Genomic DNA, 20280 nt, shown 5'->3' on the forward strand with positions numbered 1-20280 from the left:
AAATGAGTAAAGAAATGTTAAATGCGTTAGACGCTTTAGAAGCTGAAAAAGGGATCTCAAAAGAAATCGTGATCGATGCTTTAGAAGCAGCATTGGTTTCTGCATACAAACGTCACTATGGCCAAGCACAAAACGTCGAAGTGGAATTTGATCAGAAAAAAGGAAAGATCCATGTCTATGCGGTAAAAGAAGTAACGGAAGAAGTGATGGATTCACAGTTGGAAGTCTCATTGAAAGATGCACTTTTAATCAATCCAGCATATGAGATCGGTGATACGATCCGTTTTGAAGTAACACCAAAAGATTTTGGACGGATCGCTGCGCAAACGGCTAAACAAGTTATTTTACAGCGTGTACGTGAAGCAGAAAGAACGATTATTTATAACGAATTCAGTGCTTATGAAAAAGACATCATGCAAGGAATCGTCGAACGCCAGGATAAACGTTATATTTATGTCAATCTTGGTAAAATTGAGGCAGTTCTTTCTAAACAAGATCAAATGCCAAATGAATTTTATCAACCACATGATCGAATCAAAGTTTATGTTTCCCGAGTAGAAAATACGTCTAAAGGTCCGCAAGTATTTGTTAGCCGCAGCCATCCAGACCTATTGCGTCGCTTATTTGAACAAGAAGTACCAGAAGTCTATGATGGAATCGTTGAAATTGTCAGCATCGCCCGTGAAGCTGGCGATCGTTCAAAAGTGGCAGTTCGCTCAAATGATCCAAATATCGATGCAGTCGGTACATGTGTCGGGCCAAAGGGACAACGAGTTCAAGCAATCGTCAATGAATTAAAAGGCGAAAACATGGATATCGTCGAATGGAATGAAGATCCAGCTGTATTCATCGCAAATGCATTGAATCCTGCACAAGTCATGGATGTGATCTTCGATGAGACAAATCCAAAGGCCTGCACAGTTGTCGTTCCAGACTACCAATTATCGCTAGCAATCGGTAAACGCGGACAAAATGCACGTTTAGCTGCTAAATTGACTAACCATAAAATCGATATCAAATCAGAATCTGACATGACGGAATTTTATGAAAATCAAGAACAACAAAAAGAAACAGAAGAACTGCATGATGAAGCAATCGTTCAGTCAGATTTAACAGACGATGAATATGAAACAATTGCATTCAACAATGAAACGGTCGAAGAAAAACCAGAAGCTTAACTTTAGTAAGGAGGCAAAGAGATGAAACAAAGGAAAATTCCTTTACGCAAATCCGTGGTTTCAGGTGAAATGAAACCTAAAAAAGAGATGGTCCGAATCACCCGTTCAAAAGAAGGGGAAGTATCGATCGATCCAACTGGAAAAATGCCTGGACGAGGAGCGTATGTCTCACTTGAGCCGGAAGAAGTACAACAAGCTTGGGATAAAAAAATTCTCGATCGAGTACTCGAAACAACATTAACAGATGAGTTTTATCAAGAACTTCTTGACTATGTCACTCACCAAAAAGCACGTAAAGAGTTATTTGGAAAATGAATACAGTTAATCGGCAAAAAGCCATGAATCTCATCGGTCTAGCGATGCGCGCGGGAAAACTAATCACGGGTGAAGAACTGACCATTGCTGAAATCCGCAAACAAAAAGCAAAATTGGTGTTTGTGGCAACCGATGCAAGTGAGAATACAAGAAAAAAGATAAAAGATAAGAGTTCATATTATGAAGTTCCTTGCTTTGAGCTATTTTCTGAAGCAGAAATCACGCAGATGATCGGAAAACCTCGCAAGGTATTCGGAATAATGGATGCCGGATTTGCGAAGAAGACCAAGGAGCTAATTGAAGGTTAGGAAGGTGATTGCATGGGCAACAAAAGAATCTATGAATTAGCAAAAGAACTCAAAAAATCTAGTAAAGACGTCGTGGAAAAAGCACAACAACTTGGCATCGATGTGAAAAACCATATGGGTGCGATTACTAGCAGTGATGAGAAGAAATTGCAACAAGCGTTCAAAAACCCAAGCACGAAACAACAAGCTGCACAACAAGCAAGCAGAAAACCAGCCAATCAACAGCCGAACGATCAACGTAAAAAAGAAACAACGAACAATCAACAAAAAAATAAAAATAACCGCAGTTATCAAGATCGCGGTCAAGGGAGCGGTCAAGTGAATCAAGGAAAAAAACCAACAACAAACCAAAATAATACGGGAAATACCAGCAGCCAAAATCGTCAAGGAACGAGCCAAGGCGGCAATCAAAACCGTACTAACAATAACAACAAACCAAACAATAACAATCGCGGCAAATTTAATAATAATAACCGTAATCGTTATAATAAAAAAGGTAAAAAAGGCAAACAGCAACAATCAACTAAACCAGCTGTACCACCACGCAAATTCCGTGAATTGCCAGATGTATTAGAGTATACTGAAGGTATGAACGTAGCAGATATTGCGAAAAAAATTCATCGTGAGCCAGCAGAAATCATTAAAAAATTATTTATGCTTGGTGTCATGGTCAATCAAAACCAAGCACTGGATAAAGATACGATTGAACTGTTAGCGACGGACTATGGCATGGAACCACAAGAAAAAGTCCAAGTTGACATTGCTGATATCGATAAATTCTTCGAGGCAGAAGAAGTCGATCCAGATAAATTAGTCTCACGTCCGCCAGTAGTAACGATTATGGGACACGTAGACCACGGGAAAACAACCTTATTGGATACATTGCGCCATTCACGTGTAACAAGCGGCGAAGCCGGCGGAATCACACAGCATATCGGTGCCTACCAGATCGATATTGATGGTAAACCAATCACTTTCTTGGATACACCAGGACATGCGGCCTTTACAAGTATGCGTGCACGTGGAGCAAGTATCACAGATATCACGATCTTAGTTGTTGCTGCAGATGATGGCGTCATGCCACAAACAGTTGAAGCAATCAACCATGCCAAAGCTGCAGGCGTTCCAATCATCGTCGCTGTAAATAAAATTGATAAACCAGGTGCAAATCCTCAGCATGTTATGCAAGAATTAAGTGAGTATGAATTAATTCCTGAAGCATGGGGTGGAGAAACGATTTTTGTTGAGATCTCAGCGAAATTCGGCCAAAACATCGAAGAATTGCTGGAAATGATCCTGTTAGTCGCAGAAGTAGAAGATTTAAAAGCAGATCCAACACAACGCGCAATCGGAACAGTGATCGAAGCACGTCTTGATAAAGGTAAAGGTCCTGTGTCAACCTTACTTGTCCAAGAAGGAACACTTCACGTTGGTGACCCAATCGTTGTCGGTAATACTTACGGACGTGTCCGTGTAATGACAAACGATCTTGGCCGTCGCGATAAAGAAGCAGGGCCTGCAACGCCAGTAGAAATCACTGGCTTGAATGATGTACCTCAAGCAGGTGACCGTTTCGTAGTCTTCGAAGACGAAAAGACAGCACGTGCAGCGGGTGAAGAACGCGCAAAACGTGCATTATTGGAAAACCGTGCTGCCACAAGCCGTGTGACTTTGGACAACTTATTTGAAAGCCTGAAAGAAGGCGAATTGAAAGAAGTTAACGTAATCATCAAAGCAGATGTACAAGGTTCAGCAGAAGCACTGGCTGCATCATTGAAGAAGATTGATGTGGAAGGTGTCCGTGTAAAAATCGTCCATTCAGCTGTCGGAGCAATCAATGAAAGTGATGTAACCTTAGCAGCAGCCAGCAACGCTATTATCATCGGTTTCAACGTTCGTCCTACACCGCAGGCAAAAGTGCAAGCTGATACTGAAGAAGTCGATATTCGTCTTCACCGTATCATCTATAAAGCCATCGAAGAAATCGAAACTGCGATGAAAGGGATGCTAGACCCTGAATTTGAAGAAAAAATCACCGGTCAAATGATCGTTCGTGAAACCTTCAAAGTTTCTAAAGTTGGTACGATTGCAGGTGCCTATGTAACAGAAGGATATATTCGTAGAGATAGCGGTGTCCGTGTAATCCGTGACGGAATCGTAATCTATGAAGGCCAACTTGCAAGTCTGAAACGATTCAAAGATGACGTGAAAGAAGTCAAAATGGGTTATGAATGTGGTGCGATGATTGAAAAATTCAATGACATCAAAGTAGATGACGTAATTGAAGGATTTATCATGGAAGAAGTCAAAAATGACTAAAAACTGATAAAAGGAGGCCAATCATTATGGCTAACTACCGTGATCGCCGAGTCGGTCAAGAAATCTTAAAAGAAGTCAATGATATTTTGCGCAAAAAGGTCCGTGACCCTCGTGTGGAGAACGTAACGATCACAGATGTGAAAGTTACGGGGGACTTACAGCAAGCAACGATCTATTACAGCATTTTATCTGACTTAGCATCAGATAAGAAAAAAGCACAAGATGGATTGAATAAAGCATCAGGATTGATTCGTCGAGAGTTAGGGCACAATCTAAGTATTTATAAGACACCTGAATTGTTCTTTGAACTTGATGAATCAGTTGTCTATGGGAACCATATCGATGAATTGCTTCGCGACTTGAACAAAGACTAATCAAAAAATCCCGCAAATCCTGTGAAATCAGGGGTTGCGGGATTTTTTTGTTTTCATTAAGACGTATTACCTAAGAGTTCCATGACTTTAGTCTGGTAGCGTGTCAGCTAACCAAAAAAGAGAAAAAGAAAAGTAAAAAATTCGACTTTCTTTTTTCTATAGTATATAAATTTTTGCATATAGATAAAGATCAAGATACCGATAACGGAAGCTAGATTGTAATCTATTTTAGTGACAGTCAGGTATAGCCAAGTAACTAGAAGATCAGTGGAACCTGCACCATAAAAGTTTGAGTTTGTCGGTCCGTTGACAGTTAAAAGAAAAATCACGTTGAAGTTATTGATATTTCCGATTACGCCGCTTCGATTTGGTCACGATCCAAATTTTGGATAATCCCTGTAGAAATTAGCATAGTAGCTGGGATACCAATTCACATATTGACAAAGATAACAGAGACTTTTACATAAAACGGATCAATCAGGAAAGGAATTGCTCGATCCAGCCCCAGTTTTCCAACAATGTGTTAACTGGCCTAGCGTCATTCAGCAAATTATGCATGATGAGGAGCGAAATGAACTGCGGAACAGCCATTGTGATAACGACAAGTTTTTTGGATCAATGTAAAAAACGTCAGCGAAAGGAAAAATTTCGTGGTTTTTTATACCTGTTCATTTGGCTAGATATAAAATCCAAACAAATGAACAGAAGTGCTTATTAGGTTTCAATTGGGAGTATCTGCGCTAGAATAAGAGTAATAATGAAAAGGAGTGTTATGTATGGATTATTCTAGTAAAGAATACTTTGATAAAATGACGGCTTGGTGGCGTGCTGCTAATTATCTTTCTGTTGGGCAACTTTATCTTAAAGATAACCCCTTACTGAGACGTACACTGAAACCAGAAGATGTCAAAAAACATCCAATCGGTCATTGGGGAACGATTCCTGGCCAAAATTTTATTTATGTCCATTTGAACCGAGTCATCAATAAATATGATTTGAACATGTTTTATATCGAAGGGCCAGGACACGGCGGACAAGTCATGGTATCGAATGCTTATTTAGATGGAAGTTACACAGAGATCTATCCAGAAGTAACGGAAGATGAGACAGGAATGCAAAAATTATTCAAGCGATTTTCATTTCCTGGAGGCATTGCTTCTCATGCAGCACCAGAAACACCAGGTTCTATCCATGAAGGCGGAGAGCTTGGATACTCTCTTTCACATGCAGTCGGAGCTGTATTAGACAATCCTGAAGTAATCTCTGCTGTCGTGATTGGTGATGGTGAAGCAGAAACCGGTCCTTTAGCTGGAAGCTGGTTCTCAAATGTCTTTATCAATCCAGTGATAGATGGAGCTGTTTTACCGATCCTTCATTTAAATGGTGCAAAAATAGCCAACCCAACGATCTTGGCACGTAAATCAGATGGAGAATTAGCAAATTACTTTAACGGACTTGGCTGGGAGCCTTTCTTTATTGAAGGAAATGATCCAGAAAAATTAAATCCTGTTATGGCTGAAAAAATGGATCAAGCAATCGAGAAAATCAAATCCATCCAAAAAGAAGCTCGCCTGAAGACAGCAACAGATGTCGTGATGCCAAAATGGCCAGTATTGATCGTACGCACACCAAAAGGATGGACCGGTCCAAAAGAATGGGACGGGGAACCAATTGAAGGAACCTTCCGAGCACACCAAGTACCGATTCCTGTAGATCAAGAACATATGGATCATGCAGATGCTTTACTCCGTTGGCTGAAATCCTATGAACCAGAAAAATTATTTGATGCACAAGGACGTATTTTAGAAGAAATCAGAGAAATTGCGCCTACTGGTGACCAAAGAATGGCAAAAAATCCTATCACCAATGGTGGAATCGATCCAAGACCGCTTATTATGCCAGATTGGAAAAAATATACTTTGCAATTTGAAAAACCAGGCTCCGTTAAAGCAGAAGATATGACCGAACTTGGTAAATTCGTTCGCGAGATCATTGAGAAAAATCCAGAAAATTTCCGTATATTTGGACCAGATGAAACAAAATCAAACCGATTGAATCAAGTTTTCAAAACGACAAATCGCCAATGGATGGAAAAAATCGAACCAGAAAATGATGAATGGCTTTCGCCATCTGGTCGCGTCATCGACAGTCAATTATCGGAACACCAAGATGAAGGGTTCTTAGAAGGGTACGTTCTGACTGGACGGCATGGTTTTTTTGCAAGTTACGAATCATTCTTGCGAGTGGTTGACTCTATGTTGACTCAGCACTTCAAATGGATACGGAAATCACATGACCTTTCTTGGCGAAAAGATTATCCTTCGCTGAATCTCATTGCAAGCTCAACAGTCTTCCAGCAAGATCACAATGGATATAGCCACCAAGATCCAGGAATATTGACACATTTGGCAGAAAAGAAGGCGGAGTTCATCCGTGAATATCTGCCTGCGGATGCAAATACATTGCTCGCAGTCATGGATAAAGCATTCCGCTCGTCAGAAAAAATCAATTTGATCATCTCTTCCAAACATCCGCGTGCTCAATTTTACTCAGCAGAAGAAGCAGCCGTCTTAGTGAATGAAGGCTTGAAAATCATTGATTGGGCTTCGACAGCAAAAGAGGAGGAACCTGAATTGGTCATTGCTGCTGCAGGAACGGAATCTAACTTAGAAGCATTAGCAGCTGTAACTTTGCTGCTGGAAGAATTCCCAAAACTAAAAATTCGGTTCATCAATGTCGTAGATTTATTGAAATTACGTCATCCAAGTCAAGATCCGCGTGGGTTGAGCGATGAAGAATTTGATCAATATTTTACAAAAGACAAACCGATCTTATTTGCTTTCCACGGTTATGAAACATTGGTCCGCACGATTTTCTTTGATCGTCATAACCATCATTTAATGATTCATGGCTACAAAGAAAATGGAGATATCACGACACCATTTGACATGCGTGTAGTAAATGAACTTGATCGTTATCATTTGGCAAAAGACGCAGCTTTAAAAATCAAAGGAAGTCAAGCAGAAGATTTTGCGGAAAAAATGGATCAGAAATTACAAGAACATCAAAACTATATTCGTGAAAATGGTATTGATCTGCCAGAAGTATTGGATTGGAAATGGAAAAATCTTGACCAATAAAATGATAAAATCGATCCCGCAAAACAGAATTTTTTACATTGATTAAGAAACTGAAAAAATAAATAAAAAAAAACGGAAAAAAGACTGGAAGAATGGACAGTCTTTTTTTTCGTTTTTGGGAAGTGAAAACCAAACTATTTACCTGTAAGCCACCCATAAATCCAATCAAATGGTGCAAAGAAAAAATCTTCCATTCTATTCCCTCCTTTAAAAAAAACATAACATGATTTCTATTTACGTGAGCATGAATTTTGTTACGTTTTTATTGCCGAAAAATAAAAACCGTTCATTATGATGTCAAATTCGTCAGTAATTGATGCAATGTGTTATAATAATTCAGTTAAATCAAAAATGAAATGGAGAAAAGACATGGACGGGTTATTAACTTTATGGAAAGAACGCGGAATGACAAGTCATGATTGCGTATTCAAATTAAGAAAAATCTTACATACGAAAAAAATCGGACATGGGGGTACGCTTGACCCAGACGTAGACGGTGTGTTGCCCATTTGTATTGGAAAAGCCACAAAAGTTATCGAATATTTGACAGATTCTGGGAAAATCTATGTAGGCGAGATAACTCTAGGTTTCAGTACAACGACGGAAGATCGATCCGGAGAACGGGTAGAAACAAAACCAGTAGATATGTCTTTATCTGAAGAAAAAATAGATGAAGTGATGGCTTCATTTATTGGTGAGATCACCCAGATACCACCAATGTACTCAGCGGTAAAAGTCAACGGTAAGCGGTTATATGAATATGCCCGCAATAATGAAACAGTGGAGCGTCCTGTTAGAAAGGCTCAGATTTACCGTTTTATCCGGACAAGTGAATTGACAAGAGACGAAGTGACAGGAACCATTTCTTGGCGCTTCGAAGTAGAATGCGGGAAAGGAACCTATGTCCGCACATTAGCTGTAGATACAGGCAAGAAACTTGGTTACCCTGCGCACATGTCTGATCTGACCCGAACAGCAAGTGCCGGTATGTCCCAGAAAGATGCTCTGACATTAGAAGAAGTAGCTCAAGCTGTGAAAAATGGGACAATCGATGATTGTTTGCTGCCAATAGAAAAAGGAGTGAAACGATTCAAACGAGTAGATATTACTGATGAAGTATGGCAGAAAGTAAAAAACGGTATGAGACTTAATTATACTGTATTTGCGCTCCCAGAAATGCCGTCAGAAGAAATTGCTTTGTTTTATAAAGGCAAAGTTGTCAGTATCTATCAGCCAAACCCGAAAGAAAAAAACAAATTAAAACCTAGTAAAGTATTGAGAAATGAGGAATAACGAATGAATATCATCAAGATCAGACATCCTTACCAATCAGAACAAATTCCAGAAGACGATGTCGTTTTAGTACTGGGATTTTTTGACGGCGTGCATATTGGACACCAGAAAGTCATAAAGACAGGTATGGAAATTGCACAAAAAGAAGGATTGAAATTAGCATTGATGACTTTCAATCAGCATCCATCGATTGTCTTTAAAAAGATCGATCCTAGCAGCGTGAAATATTTGACTAGCCTTAAGCAAAAAGAAGAAAAAATGGCCGCTTTGGGTATAGATTATTTATATGAAGTTGATTTTACTTCTTCTTTTGCTCATTTAGCACCGCAGGAATTTGTTGATCAATACATCGTAGGGTTACATGCAAAATATGCTGTTTCCGGTTTTGATTATACGTATGGACCAAAAGACATTGCAGATGTCGCTCATTTTCCTGAATATGCCAAAGGAAGATTCAAAATCGTCACAGTTTCTAAAGAAGAAGAACAAGGTGAAAAAATCAGCTCTACCCGTATTCGAGGATTACTAGACAGCGGACAAGTAAAAGAAGCAGCAAAACTATTAGGTTGCACATATGAGGTAGAAGGGGTAGTTGTCCATGGCGATGCACGAGGCAGACTACTAGGATTCCCTACAGCAAATGTCAAAGTAAAGAGCACAGTTCATTTGCCTAAAGAAGGTGTTTATGTATCGGAAATAAAAATTGGGGAAATTTGGTATCCAGCCATGGGTTCAATTGGACATAATGATACATTCGGTGAAGGACGGGAGCTGACTGTAGAATTGTATATTTTGGACTTTAATCAAGATATCTATGGTGAACATGTCGCAGTACGCTGGAATCAATTTTTAAGAGATCAAGTGAAATTTTCTAGTGTAGAGGAATTGATTGAACAACTCAAAGAGGATGAACAAGCAACAGCTGAATATTTTTCTCAGCAATAAAACATTATGCATAAAATCTCTTGTTTATGTATAACTAGCAATTTCAATAAAATGGGTGATAAATAAGCCCAGGAAAGGGGCTGTGACAAAAGTCTTGTCACAGCCTTTTTTTCCAAATAAATGGTTTTTCAGAAGTAGCTTCTTCGGAAATAAGCCGAAATTTCACAAAAATTTGAGAAGTAATTTTTGTAAATTACTTCTTATTTCTTGAAGCTGGCCACTTCTGTCACAACCTCTTTCTTTATAGAAATAAAAGGACACTAGCAATTCATGAAAACGATTGCTAAAGCGTATCATTTGCTTTAGACTATATATCTTGGTGTACACTCACTTTAAGACGGAAATAAAAGTTATCCGTAATAACAGGTTTAGGTATGAAAAAGGAGTGGGTACTATGTATAAGGAATTAGAAAACAAAGTCGCAGTAGTAACTGGTGGCTCAAAGGGGATTGGAACAGCGATTGCTCAACGATTCGGGAAAGAAAAAATGAATGTAGTTGTCAACTATAACTCGGATAAAGAAGGAGCAGAAAAAGCAGTCAAAGCAATCGAAGAGGCAGGCGGAAAAGCAGTCTCTGTACAAGCAGATGTCAGTTCTGAAGAAGGAATACAGCGTTTACTTGATACGGCTTTAGAAAATTTTGGGACACTGGACGTTTGGATTAATAATGCTGGGATGGAAAATCAGCATCCAACCCATGAACTTAGCCTTGAAGATTGGGAAAGAGTATTAAAAGTCAATTTGACTGGCGTTTTTATCGGAACGAAAGCGGCTTTAAATTACTTTACAGAGAATGATAAAAAAGGAAATATCATCAATATGTCTTCTGTTCATGAACAAATCCCATGGCCAACGTTTGCTCATTACGCTGCTTCAAAAGGCGGAGTAAAACTATTCACCGAAACGGTAGCAATGGAGTACGCACCAAAGGGAATCAGAATCAATAGTATAGGACCTGGTGCTATCCGTACACCTATTAATGCGGCAAAATTTGATGATCCTGAACAAAAAGAACTCTTGGAAAGTATGATCCCACTAGGACGCGTAGGTGAACCAAAAGAAATAGCGGCGACAGCTGCATGGTTGGCTTCAGACGAATCCAGTTATGTTACAGGTATTACACTATTTGCAGATGGTGGGATGACTTTATATCCTTCTTTCCAAGGTGGAAAAGGATAAGGGTGAATAAAAATGGGTTTATTGATTGCATTGATCCCGGCAGTTGGGTGGGGGATCCAGCCACTGATTTTGAAAAAGATTGGTGGCAGACCAACAAATGAGATATTAGGAACTGGTATTGGAGCCGTGCTCGTTGGCTTACTTGTTCAATTATTCGCTTCTCCAGCTGGTATTTCAGTGACTACATTTTTGATTAGTTTACTTTCTGGTGCATTCTGGGTCATCGGACAAACAGGACAGTATACATCTTTCAACTTGATTGGTGTTTCTAAAACGATGCCAATTTCGACTGCATTACAGTTAGTCGGAACCTCATTGATTGGTGTCTTCGCTTTTGGAGAATGGTCTGGAAGTATGGGAAAAATCATTGGTGCAGCAGCAATCATTCTTCTTGTATTTGGTTCTGCTTTAACGGCAATCAGTGATGATCCTGGAAAAAAAGGCGGTATCACAAAAGGAATCAGTCTATTAGCATCAACAAGTATTGGTTATTGGGTTTACAGTGCATTGCCCAAACTAGTTGATGCAAGCGGACTTTCCATTTTCTTTCCGCAAATGATCGGTGTCTTTTTAGGGGCAGTGATTTATGTGATTTTCCGAAAACCAACCGCATTTTCTGAAGACAAGAGTTGGAAAGCAACAATAGTTGGAGCCATCTTCAGTGTGTCAGCATTGGCTTATATTTTTTCAGCAAATGAAAATGGGGTTGCTACTGCATATATCATTACACAGCTAAACGTAGTTATCTCTACATTAGGCGGTATGTACATCCTGCATGAAAATAAGACACCAAAAGAAAAAAAATTAACGATTATCGGATTATTGCTGATCGTAGTAGGAAGCATGGTCACGGTCTTTATTTGAGGATAAAGATGGTAAAATCTCATTTATTAAAAAAATATTTGTTTGAACCAAACAGTAAGTACTTATAAAAAAATAGCGCTAGAATTTCCAACATCTCTGGAATTTCTAGCGCTTTTTAATTGTTTAAGATACAAGTGAAATATCTGTCTGCATCAATAATTTTTCATTGATCCATTGACTAAAATTTACGACATGATTGAAGTTACCACCGATTAGTATCTCCGCATGATTGTCTTTATAAAGATCGTATTGTAAAAGACGGTCTTTTTTATTTGCGTAAACATCGTTATGGTACTGGACTAATTGTTCTCGGATTTGATTGATTGCTGTAAAATCACGATACTGAAGGTTGAAACGCATCGTGATTGGTGCATTTAGCATGAATCGCTGCATTTCTTTTGCTGCTTCCTCTGCTTGATCTCCGTATAGGAACTCAAAAAGATTACGTTCAGAAAATTTCCATTGCCCGCCAACCTTTGTTCCTTTTAGTTTTCCTTCATGAAGATAATTTCTGATAGAACGTGTAGTAACACCTAATTGTTCGGCTAATTCATTTACTGAGTAAAAATCTTTCAATGTTCACCCTCCTATGTGAATGGTTCTACTGACTTAGTTGATATTTGCTTAATCACGAAATGTAGAAAGAACGATTTTAATTAAGGTCATTGTAAAAATCAAGTCAGAAAATTCTAACTTTTCTTTCTCTAAAGAAATTCGTTCTCTCCTAAAGTGATATTATATTTAAATATACCTGAAAATAATGGGCAGTATTATGAAAGATCACTGATATTTTCTCGTATTTTTTCCTTATTCAAAAGTTTTGCAGGAAAATTGCTGAAAAAATAATTTTACTAAGTGGAAAATTCAAAGCCATTCAATCAGTGATTTTTTTCAGCACAAGAAAGACTCCTTATAAAAATAGCAGATACTTTGTCAATTAAGTGTTTAACCAGGGATGATAAAAAGGATAGGATTGAACAAAACCTGTATAAGCTGATGAATAGTTTCCTCGCCAGTAAAAGGTTTATTCGTATAAAGCTTTATCGCCAAAATTTATCATGACCTTTTTTATCTTCAATATTAAATGAAATCAATTGTTCAATCAATTCCCAGTTGATTACACTTTTCCAAGGAACTTTGATGACGTTATCCGTATATACGTAGCCTGCTTCTTGGATATTTTTTTCAAGGGCACGAATCGCTGCTTTTTCCGGTGCGATAGAAAAATGATTTTTAGCAAAACTAAATGCAATAATAAAGGTACCATGGTCAGTAAACATAGGTTGGTTCCATTTTACAGTTGTGTCTAGCTGGGGATACGTTTCTGTTATCTTAGCAAAAAGGTCTTTGATCTTTTGTTGATGTTCTTTTTCTTTGATCTGATTGATGATCGGCTGAAATTTTTCCATTCTAAAACGCCTCCATTAAGTGGTTTGATTTATTTTACCAGAAAAACAATAGTTATGTATAAAAAACGAACAAAACACAAGTAATGTTGTAACCGCTATATTTATATGATAAGATGTCTCAAATAATAAAATAGAAAAGAGACATAAAAATGATTGACTTGGCAAAGAAATTCTTACACGAAAATATATATTTTGAGTTGTATCATCATCGAGCCATTTATACAAATGAAGATGCTTTGGTAATAAAGAAAGAACAAGGATTTACAGGTACAGAGACCAAAAGCTTATTCTTAAAAGATAAAAAAGATAATAACTACGTATATCTGACTTTTACTACGAAACAAACGGATTTCAAAGCATTAGGGAAGATCGTCGGTAAAAGGCTTTCTATTGTTTCATCAGAACGCATGGAAGAACAAACGGGACAAAAGCAGGGCGCTGTTTCTCCGTTTGGTTATGAAAAACAGATTCCGATTATTATTGATGAAGAGCTCTTATCAAATGAAAAACTTGTTTTTGCACCAGGTAGACCAGATCAAACGATGGTCATCCAAACGGTTGACTTAAACAAAATCATCCAGCTACTTGAGATGCCGATATTTTTGATGCCGGCAAACGAAAAAAACAATTAACCAAGTAAAATAGTGCATACTTGGAGGTGAAGCAACATGATAAGTTATCCATTATTAGAAAGAAATGCAACGATTGGGGTTACTGCACCATCCTCAGGCGTATCAGAGGAACACCATTCGTTACTCGAATCAGCTTTAAAGAGAATGGAAGAAAAATCTTTCCAAGTAGTTACTGGAAAGACGCTTTGGACGCAAGATAAGGAAAAATCAGGTCCAGCAAGAAAACGAGCAGATGAATTCAATCAAATGATGCAAGATGAAAATATCCAAATGATCTTTCCGCCTTGGGGAGGAGAATTATTGATTGAGATTCTCGATTTTGTCGATTTTGATGCTCTACAACCAAAATGGATAGTAGGTTATTCAGATATTAGTACGTTGCTACTTGCTGTCACATTAAAAACAGGGATAGCCACTGCACATGGAACCAACCTTATTGATTTAAGAGGAGAGTACTTGGATGAAACGACAGCAATGTGGGAAAGTGTACTGAAAACAAGAGAAGGAGAATCGATTCTACAGCAACCTTCTGAAAAGTATCAAAAAGAGTGGCCCCATGAGCATTCATCATCTTCTGTTTTCCATCTCACTGAACCAACAAATTGGCAATCAGTCAGCGGAGATGCAGTAAGGATGAAGGGACGATTATTAGGTGGCTGTATTGATACGATCAGTCATTTAATCGGTACCCCTTATGGAGATGTCCAATCTTTTAAAAGAAAGTATAATGATGGAAAGCCGATCTTGTGGTTTCTAGAAAATTGTGAGCTATCGTCAGTTGATTTAAGAAGATCACTTGTTCAGATGAAACTGGCAGGATGGTTTGATGGCAGCTCGGGGATCATGTTCGGTAGAAGTGCAGCAGAGGATTTGTTAGATTATAAAATGAAGGATGTATATGAAGATCTGTCAAAGGAATTAAAACTACCGATCTTGTATGATATTGATTGTGGTCATGTACCGCCACAACTGACATTGATCAATGGTGCCTATGCAGAAGTAGCGGTAGAAGATAGAAAAGCGACTGTTTTGCAAACGTTTATTTAAAAAATTTTTTCCTGCCTTGGAGTTTATCAAAGACCAACAAATCTAAATAGAAAAGAAAATGAAAGAAGCTGACAGTATTTTGCCAGCTTCTTTTTGTATGATCTATTAGAAATTTTAATTATCCATAACTATCACATTGATCAGCTGTTTCACATCATTTGGATTACCTGTAGGAATAGCTACTACAGATGCATTATCAATAATTTCTTGAGTTGTTTCTCTAATGAACGCTGGATAAGATGTTTGATCTGCAGGCATTTGCCAATGTGAAGGAACTGGATAACTAGTGATTGTCCCGTCATGGTTACTTGAATACACTAAAACTCCCTGGTAACTGTATTTCCCAGTGAGCATAACCACATCTTTCGGATAGACTGCACTCCCTGCATCATAAGGGGCGATAGGTGTTCCTGCAGGATAATGAATAACATGTAGTTCGAAATCACCCGATGTATCTCTAAAAGTATTACCTCTAATTGCTAGCCAAACACGTGCGTACTCAATTTGTAGATCAGAATATCCTGCTAACGGATCTATTGACTGAGAAGACTGTGAGGAAGTTGTGTCTATTGTTGAAGAAGAAATATTTGTCTCAACTGTACTACTAGATGTAGAAGAAGTATTGGGCTCTGAGACTTTACTGCTTGTTGAAGATGTATTCGTTTCAGTAGAAGCTGATTTCTGAGTACTTGATTTTTCAGCTGAACTGGTTTGTTTGATTGAACTTTTGTCTGTGGTCGCAGATGGATCACTATTTTCTTTACTAGGAGACGTACATCCTACAAGGAATAAAGAGACCAACAATAAAATAAAACCTAACTTTTTCATATAAAATACCTCATTATTTTTTTAATACCAGTATAGCATAATCCTGAATTTTTGAATCCGTAAAACCTTGTCTATGAATATAAATAGAGTGTATCTTCTTTGATAAATGTCAGAAAAAGTGTGACAAATAACCATCAGTAAAATTACTTGTCATACTATTGATAAGGAGTATTTAATTGAAGAGAATGATTAGGAGAAAGGATCTCCGTACTTTTTATAGTAATCATAGAATCCAAGTTTGTATAGACGAATCTTTTTTTCTCTTATTTCTTCTGTTTCAAAATGGACTGCTTGAAGAATCAAGTCTGTGAATTCTATAGGAGCTGTTCCATTCGCAGTAATCAAATTACGATCTTTCACAGCTTGTTGTTCTATAAAATCTTCTTTATTCTGATAATTTTCCGATTCTAACCAAGGAAATTGCGCATTTCCGGTGTGTTTGTAACCTTGCAATAATCCGCTCTGAGCTAAATAATCAACTGCCCCACAAATAGCAGCTACTGGTACGTCTGTTTTTAACAATTTATCGATTATTTGATATAAATGATGATTTTTTATGTCCCATGAATTGCCACCGATCATAATAAAAAGGTCAACTTTTTCAGGTATTTGTTCGATTAAGTAATCGATTTTTGTTTTTAATCCTCCAATGGAAGTGACCTCTGATTGGATAGAAGCAGTTTTGTTTTGCCATCCCTCTTTTTGGTTTAGTGTGCTAGTAATATAAGCACCTTCCCAATCGGCATATTCCTCTAATAGAAACGTAATCGCAGTTTTCATTTTCAAGCTCTCCTTTACTATCTATGACAAGGACAACAGTTTTAACATACAGACATTCATTAAATTTGGATAGCGACAGCGAAAACAACAATTCTTAAGTTTTAGACAGAGTATACAGACAGTCAACTTAATTAAATACGAACTAAATAAAAATGACAGGTAATCATTTTTGTTTACCAGCATTATAACATTTTGCATACATGGATGACAAAAGAACCAATTCCCACTTGCTTGAGTACAATCTTAAAAGAAACTGGAAGGCAAAAAGTAATTATAGAAACGAAAAATAAATCATATCGGGCACTCAGACATGAAAACAACCCTAGAAATATATAACTAGTCCAATGAAAAAACAGCGAATGCCGTAGAAAACAAGGATTCTGCGTACATTCATATCTCATTTTGCGAGCATATCTGCTATTACTGTGACTAAATGTTAATATGGTTAAAATGACCGTTATATTTTTTATATAAATATCGTATAATTAGTATGAATATAGAAGAAGGAAAGAAGCTGCAATCTTGGAACCTAAAGACAAGTATTTAGATTACGCTAGGGTCAATAAAGATAAATTTATTGAAACAATCATCAAGGGAAAAATCCCTGATGATGAAAAAGATGCGGTATTCATGGCTGGAAGCCCAGGAGCAGGTAAAACAGAGGTTGCACTAGGTTTAGCTGAAAATTATGACAACCATGTTGTGATTGATGCGGACTATTTTAGAGCACAATTTCCAGAATACAATGGAAAGAACTCAAGTGTTTTTCAGAAAGCTTCTTCTTGGTTAGTTGAACAATCATTAAAATATGTACTGGAACATGGCTATTCTTTCATACTAAAGGATACTTTTGCTATCCTTAGTGCAGAGAAAAATATTATTCGAGCCCTTAAAAATAACTTTCGCGTTACGATTTTCTATGTTTACCAAGATCCCAAAGTTGCCTGGGATTTCACTCGAAAACGTGAACTAGCTGAAGGACGTCATGTGCCAAAAGAAATGTTTATCAATGCGTTTTTTAAGTCCAGAGAGAATATTGAAAAAGTCAAAAATAGACATCCTGAAGTAGTCCTTCACATAATGATTAAGGATTATCAAAACGACATTTCTGAAGTGCATTATGCAGCAGATAATATTCAATTAGTACTACCAATACAATATACTTCAAAAGAGTTGGAGGAGGAATTACATGACTGAGAAAGAACAAGTACAACAAATCGTGAAGAAGTATAATAAAAGTATCGCTGATTTATCAGAAAACGCCTCAGCGAAAGAATTTAAAACAGTAATGAAGTACGTAGCAGATGAAGCAAATCGTAAGCAGCGAAAACTAGTTGGGTTGGATAAATAAATTTTTTAAACCATATCCTTGTAAAGTTGAGTTTTTTATTTTAATGAATTAAGACTATTAAATAGATAATTATTGTAACTTAAAAAACACAGCTAAAAATTAGTTGTGTTTTTTATTAGGTTTACTTTTCTGGTATAAAAGGAACTAGCTACTTTTTCAAAATTTCTAAATCATTCAATATGTAGCGCTTACTAAATTATTCGCCATAAAATTTTATAATTGGATCACTCATTGTTTTACCTAAGTCATATTTAAGTAATAACCGGTGTTTTTACATAAGAAGACTTCGGGTATTTTTTAGTTTGATTAGCTCTGATATACCTATAAAGAATATGCTAAGGTAAGAATAGTAAAAATTCACATAGATGAGGTATAATAATGATGTTTTTATATATTACAGATAACTTGACACAAAATGAGTTTTTTTCGATTTTTCAAGTTATCTAATGCAATTATATTGATATCATTAGGAGCTGCATTGTTATGAATCCAACATTGATTACTAAGAAAGAATTACTAAAAAAATTAGATATTTCTACTGGTGTATTAGCTGATTTAATTAGAAATGGCATGCCAAAAGAGGGAGAAATGTTTAATCTTGATAAGATTATTACATGGCGAGAAAATTGGTCTAAAAACATATTAGGTGAGTTAGAAGTTGGTAGAGTATATACTAACAAAGAAATTTCAGAGAAGTTTAAATGTTCCAAACAGGGTGGAATGAGAAGATCTCATCAAACTAATACTCTTGTACTGTTTAGTGATCAAACAGGAAGTAATGTTTATAAAGATAAGTGGTTAAATGGTATTTTACAATATACCGGTATGGGGCTAAAAGGGGATCAAGTATTGGATAAGAATCAAAATAAAGTTTTAGCCAATTCAAAAAGTAATTTTGTAAAGATTCATTTATTTGAAACATTTAAACCAAAAGAACACACGTATCTGGGAGAAGTATATTTAGCAGGACAAATATATACTGTTAATGAAAAAGATAGTTCGGGCAACAGCAGAAAAGTATATAAATTTCCATTAGCTTTAATAAATCAAGAGCAATTGATTGAAGATAAAGATATATATGCAATTGATTGAAGATAAAGATATATATAACCAGGAAGAAAATCAAACTAGACATATTCGTAATTTATCTGATGCTAAATTAGAGGAAGAAGCAAGAAAAGTTAGTAATTATAATAAAAAAATGGCTGCAAAATATGTTAACGAAGAGGAGTTTTGCTTCTCAAAAACAAAAATATATAAACGTAATCCCTTCGTATCTGAATATGTTAAACGACTTGCAAAAGGTATTTGTCAACTTTGCCAAGAAAAAGGGCCATTTATAAAAGAAGGTGTACCTTATTTACATTGTCATCATATAGAATATTTGTCGCAAGGTGGAAAAGATGTGATTGAAAACTGTATCGCGTTATGTCCCAATTGTCATGCTAGAATTCATGAACTTGAGTTACCTGACGATAAAGAAAAATTGCTGAAGATCGTTGAAAAAAGAGAAAATAGCTTTTCTAAAATACCGTAATTTATTTTTATAGGACAAATAAGCTAATGTGAGCTATGCCTTCTATATAAGACTAAGTTCTATTATAAGTAACGAAGTAATTCTCGTTCCTTCCTGTAGTAATATTTTTTAAATAACCTATAGGCTTCTTCAAAAGTACATCCTCCAGTAAATTCTAAGTACTGGAGGATTCTTTTTCTAGTGTTGCTTTACTCATGAAAAAGTAGTTGGCTACTTCATCAAAATTTCTGAACTTTTTTAATGTATAATAAAGAGCTCGATCATTTACTACAAGGATGCTAGCTCCTACATTTTCACAGTTTTTTAGCAAGTAAATTTTTCTAAAATCACATCAGGAAATGCATGAGATTCTTTAAGAGAGGCAATTATAGGGCTATGATTACGGTTCGTGTAAGTGACGCCAAAAAAGAATGGCTTTCTTATATAGCTGAATTTTATGGGATTACTTTATCTGAACTTCTAAAAAACTATTCGATGGAACAACTAGAAGATGAATACAATCGTCAAACGGCTGAAATTGCCCATAAACATTGGATAAGAAGTGGGAAAACAACAGTATTCATGGAAGAATCCTTAATGAATTTGGTGGGCTGGAATGACCTGCCGTTTAAAATTCACGCCCGAAATTCAGAAGCAGCTCTGATTGGCAAATACGTGTATTGGTAGAGATAGAAGATAATCAATTCGTTGTTATCGCTATTCAAGTAGGGCACCGAAGAAATGTCTATGATTAAGAGACTGTTTATTTTTACAAAAAAATAATAATTGGAATCTAGTTAA

21 protein-coding genes and 2 pseudogenes are annotated in these 20280 nt (G+C 36.8%); 18 read left to right on the top strand and 5 right to left on the bottom strand.

What is annotated here, in order from left to right:
• The first annotated feature begins 2 nt into the window (after nucleotides 1-2).
• The 5 genes from nusA to rbfA are packed head-to-tail and all read left to right on the top strand — an operon-like array spanning nucleotide 3 to nucleotide 4494.
• The gene (nusA, locus tag PYW34_RS04740; protein WP_002288500.1) at nucleotides 3-1178 is read left to right on the top strand and encodes a transcription termination factor NusA; all 1176 of its coding nucleotides are present in this window, start codon (nucleotides 3-5) and stop codon (nucleotides 1176-1178) included.
• A gap of 21 nt (nucleotides 1179-1199) precedes the next feature.
• Entirely contained in the window at nucleotides 1200-1493 is a 294-nt protein-coding gene (gene rnpM, locus PYW34_RS04745; protein ID WP_002288501.1) for an RNase P modulator RnpM, read from the top strand.
• A complete protein-coding gene (locus PYW34_RS04750) occupies nucleotides 1490-1801 on the top strand; it encodes a YlxQ-related RNA-binding protein (protein ID WP_002288509.1) in 312 nt (103 codons plus the stop codon). Before rnpM ends, PYW34_RS04750 begins: the two co-directional genes overlap by 4 nt.
• 12 nt (nucleotides 1802-1813) lie before the next feature.
• Nucleotides 1814-4120: a translation initiation factor IF-2 gene (gene infB / locus PYW34_RS04755; protein WP_002294141.1), complete on the top strand. Its 2307-nt coding sequence runs from the start codon at nucleotides 1814-1816 to the stop codon at nucleotides 4118-4120.
• A 26-nt stretch (nucleotides 4121-4146) separates the two neighbouring features.
• Nucleotides 4147-4494: a 30S ribosome-binding factor RbfA gene (rbfA, locus tag PYW34_RS04760; protein ID WP_002294142.1), complete on the top strand. Its 348-nt coding sequence runs from the start codon at nucleotides 4147-4149 to the stop codon at nucleotides 4492-4494.
• A 107-nt stretch (nucleotides 4495-4601) separates the two neighbouring features.
• Here the strand turns inward: rbfA and PYW34_RS04765 are convergent.
• Nucleotides 4602-5106: pseudogene (locus PYW34_RS04765) on the bottom strand (hypothetical protein); the annotation flags it as partial.
• A 164-nt stretch (nucleotides 5107-5270) separates the two neighbouring features.
• Here PYW34_RS04765 and PYW34_RS04770 point away from each other — a divergent pair.
• From PYW34_RS04770 to PYW34_RS04790, 5 genes are all read left to right on the top strand, one after another.
• Nucleotides 5271-7634 (top strand): phosphoketolase family protein, encoded by a 2364-nt coding sequence (locus PYW34_RS04770; RefSeq protein WP_002294145.1) that lies wholly within the window; start codon nucleotides 5271-5273, stop codon nucleotides 7632-7634.
• Nucleotides 7635-8003: 369 nt separating this feature from the next.
• On the top strand, nucleotides 8004-8927 hold the full coding sequence (gene truB / locus PYW34_RS04775; RefSeq protein ID WP_002294474.1) for a tRNA pseudouridine(55) synthase TruB: 924 nt from the start codon (nucleotides 8004-8006) through the stop codon (nucleotides 8925-8927).
• Nucleotides 8928-8930: 3 nt separating this feature from the next.
• Nucleotides 8931-9872 (top strand): riboflavin biosynthesis protein RibF, encoded by a 942-nt coding sequence (ribF, locus tag PYW34_RS04780; RefSeq protein ID WP_002294472.1) that lies wholly within the window; start codon nucleotides 8931-8933, stop codon nucleotides 9870-9872.
• Between the two features lie 394 nt (nucleotides 9873-10266).
• A complete protein-coding gene (locus PYW34_RS04785) occupies nucleotides 10267-11052 on the top strand; it encodes an SDR family oxidoreductase (RefSeq protein ID WP_002294471.1) in 786 nt (261 codons plus the stop codon).
• 12 nt (nucleotides 11053-11064) lie between these two features.
• Nucleotides 11065-11916, top strand: coding sequence for a GRP family sugar transporter (locus PYW34_RS04790; protein ID WP_002288523.1), 852 nt, complete (start codon nucleotides 11065-11067; stop codon nucleotides 11914-11916).
• Between the two features lie 123 nt (nucleotides 11917-12039).
• On the opposite strand, the gene PYW34_RS04795 is transcribed toward PYW34_RS04790, so the two are convergent.
• Entirely contained in the window at nucleotides 12040-12492 is a 453-nt protein-coding gene (locus tag PYW34_RS04795) for a helix-turn-helix domain-containing protein (RefSeq protein ID WP_002294470.1), read from the bottom strand.
• Nucleotides 12493-12956: 464 nt separating this feature from the next.
• On the bottom strand, nucleotides 12957-13325 hold the full coding sequence (locus tag PYW34_RS04800) for an iron chaperone (RefSeq protein ID WP_002294467.1): 369 nt from the start codon (nucleotides 13323-13325) through the stop codon (nucleotides 12957-12959).
• Between the two features lie 149 nt (nucleotides 13326-13474).
• Here PYW34_RS04800 and PYW34_RS04805 point away from each other — a divergent pair, with 149 nt between their 5' ends.
• Both PYW34_RS04805 and PYW34_RS04810 read left to right on the top strand, forming a co-directional pair.
• Nucleotides 13475-13957: a YbaK/EbsC family protein gene (locus PYW34_RS04805; RefSeq protein ID WP_002294466.1), complete on the top strand. Its 483-nt coding sequence runs from the start codon at nucleotides 13475-13477 to the stop codon at nucleotides 13955-13957.
• A 36-nt stretch (nucleotides 13958-13993) separates the two neighbouring features.
• Complete coding sequence (locus PYW34_RS04810; protein ID WP_002294465.1) at nucleotides 13994-15004, top strand: S66 family peptidase; 1011 nt, start codon at nucleotides 13994-13996, stop codon at nucleotides 15002-15004.
• A gap of 114 nt (nucleotides 15005-15118) precedes the next feature.
• On the opposite strand, the gene PYW34_RS04815 is transcribed toward PYW34_RS04810, so the two are convergent.
• Both PYW34_RS04815 and PYW34_RS04820 read right to left on the bottom strand, forming a co-directional pair.
• Nucleotides 15119-15832 carry a hypothetical protein gene (locus PYW34_RS04815; protein ID WP_002325767.1) on the bottom strand — a complete coding sequence of 238 codons (714 nt, stop codon included), beginning with the start codon at nucleotides 15830-15832 and terminating at the stop codon, nucleotides 15119-15121.
• A gap of 189 nt (nucleotides 15833-16021) precedes the next feature.
• Nucleotides 16022-16612 (bottom strand): type 1 glutamine amidotransferase family protein, encoded by a 591-nt coding sequence (locus tag PYW34_RS04820; protein ID WP_002294462.1) that lies wholly within the window; start codon nucleotides 16610-16612, stop codon nucleotides 16022-16024.
• Between the two features lie 522 nt (nucleotides 16613-17134).
• Here PYW34_RS04820 and PYW34_RS04825 point away from each other — a divergent pair.
• The 6 genes and pseudogenes from PYW34_RS04825 to PYW34_RS13110 form a co-directional block, all read left to right on the top strand.
• Complete coding sequence (locus PYW34_RS04825; RefSeq protein WP_002294461.1) at nucleotides 17135-17809, top strand: zeta toxin family protein; 675 nt, start codon at nucleotides 17135-17137, stop codon at nucleotides 17807-17809.
• A complete protein-coding gene (locus PYW34_RS04830; protein WP_002294460.1) occupies nucleotides 17802-17963 on the top strand; it encodes a hypothetical protein in 162 nt (53 codons plus the stop codon). The genes PYW34_RS04825 and PYW34_RS04830 overlap by 8 nt, the downstream gene beginning before the upstream one ends.
• A 483-nt stretch (nucleotides 17964-18446) precedes the next feature.
• Nucleotides 18447-19055 carry a hypothetical protein gene (locus PYW34_RS04835; protein WP_002294459.1) on the top strand — a complete coding sequence of 203 codons (609 nt, stop codon included), beginning with the start codon at nucleotides 18447-18449 and terminating at the stop codon, nucleotides 19053-19055.
• Nucleotides 19042-19500, top strand: coding sequence for an HNH endonuclease (locus PYW34_RS04840; RefSeq protein ID WP_002323211.1), 459 nt, complete (start codon nucleotides 19042-19044; stop codon nucleotides 19498-19500). Before PYW34_RS04835 ends, PYW34_RS04840 begins: the two co-directional genes overlap by 14 nt.
• A gap of 342 nt (nucleotides 19501-19842) precedes the next feature.
• Nucleotides 19843-20166 (top strand): type II toxin-antitoxin system RelB family antitoxin, encoded by a 324-nt coding sequence (gene relB / locus PYW34_RS04845; RefSeq protein WP_002333063.1) that lies wholly within the window; start codon nucleotides 19843-19845, stop codon nucleotides 20164-20166.
• Nucleotides 20154-20234: pseudogene (locus tag PYW34_RS13110) on the top strand (type II toxin-antitoxin system RelE family toxin); the annotation flags it as partial. The gene relB and the pseudogene PYW34_RS13110, both read left to right, overlap by 13 nt.
• Between the last annotated feature and the right edge of the window lie 46 nt (nucleotides 20235-20280).

The sequence above is a fragment of the Enterococcus faecium genome (assembly GCF_029023785.1).
Lineage (GTDB): Bacteria > Bacillota > Bacilli > Lactobacillales > Enterococcaceae > Enterococcus_B > Enterococcus_B faecium.

Coding starts and splice junctions, on each gene's coding strand:
- PYW34_RS04785 (WP_002294471.1), top strand. CDS start 10,267: ATGTATAAGGAATTAGAAAACAAAGTCGCAGTAGTAACTGGTGGCTCA.
- PYW34_RS04835 (WP_002294459.1), top strand. CDS start 18,447: ATGAATCCAACATTGATTACTAAGAAAGAATTACTAAAAAAATTAGAT.
- infB (WP_002294141.1), top strand. CDS start 1,814: ATGGGCAACAAAAGAATCTATGAATTAGCAAAAGAACTCAAAAAATCT.
- PYW34_RS04820 (WP_002294462.1), bottom strand. CDS start 16,612: ATGAAAACTGCGATTACGTTTCTATTAGAGGAATATGCCGATTGGGAA.
- PYW34_RS04840 (WP_002323211.1), top strand. CDS start 19,042: ATGCAATTGATTGAAGATAAAGATATATATAACCAGGAAGAAAATCAA.
- PYW34_RS04815 (WP_002325767.1), bottom strand. CDS start 15,832: ATGAAAAAGTTAGGTTTTATTTTATTGTTGGTCTCTTTATTCCTTGTA.
- PYW34_RS04750 (WP_002288509.1), top strand. CDS start 1,490: ATGAATACAGTTAATCGGCAAAAAGCCATGAATCTCATCGGTCTAGCG.
- PYW34_RS04790 (WP_002288523.1), top strand. CDS start 11,065: ATGGGTTTATTGATTGCATTGATCCCGGCAGTTGGGTGGGGGATCCAG.
- PYW34_RS04810 (WP_002294465.1), top strand. CDS start 13,994: ATGATAAGTTATCCATTATTAGAAAGAAATGCAACGATTGGGGTTACT.
- rnpM (WP_002288501.1), top strand. CDS start 1,200: ATGAAACAAAGGAAAATTCCTTTACGCAAATCCGTGGTTTCAGGTGAA.
- PYW34_RS04805 (WP_002294466.1), top strand. CDS start 13,475: ATGATTGACTTGGCAAAGAAATTCTTACACGAAAATATATATTTTGAG.
- relB (WP_002333063.1), top strand. CDS start 19,843: ATGAGATTCTTTAAGAGAGGCAATTATAGGGCTATGATTACGGTTCGT.
- truB (WP_002294474.1), top strand. CDS start 8,004: ATGGACGGGTTATTAACTTTATGGAAAGAACGCGGAATGACAAGTCAT.
- rbfA (WP_002294142.1), top strand. CDS start 4,147: ATGGCTAACTACCGTGATCGCCGAGTCGGTCAAGAAATCTTAAAAGAA.
- nusA (WP_002288500.1), top strand. CDS start 3: ATGAGTAAAGAAATGTTAAATGCGTTAGACGCTTTAGAAGCTGAAAAA.
- PYW34_RS04800 (WP_002294467.1), bottom strand. CDS start 13,325: ATGGAAAAATTTCAGCCGATCATCAATCAGATCAAAGAAAAAGAACAT.
- ribF (WP_002294472.1), top strand. CDS start 8,931: ATGAATATCATCAAGATCAGACATCCTTACCAATCAGAACAAATTCCA.
- PYW34_RS04830 (WP_002294460.1), top strand. CDS start 17,802: ATGACTGAGAAAGAACAAGTACAACAAATCGTGAAGAAGTATAATAAA.
- PYW34_RS04770 (WP_002294145.1), top strand. CDS start 5,271: ATGGATTATTCTAGTAAAGAATACTTTGATAAAATGACGGCTTGGTGG.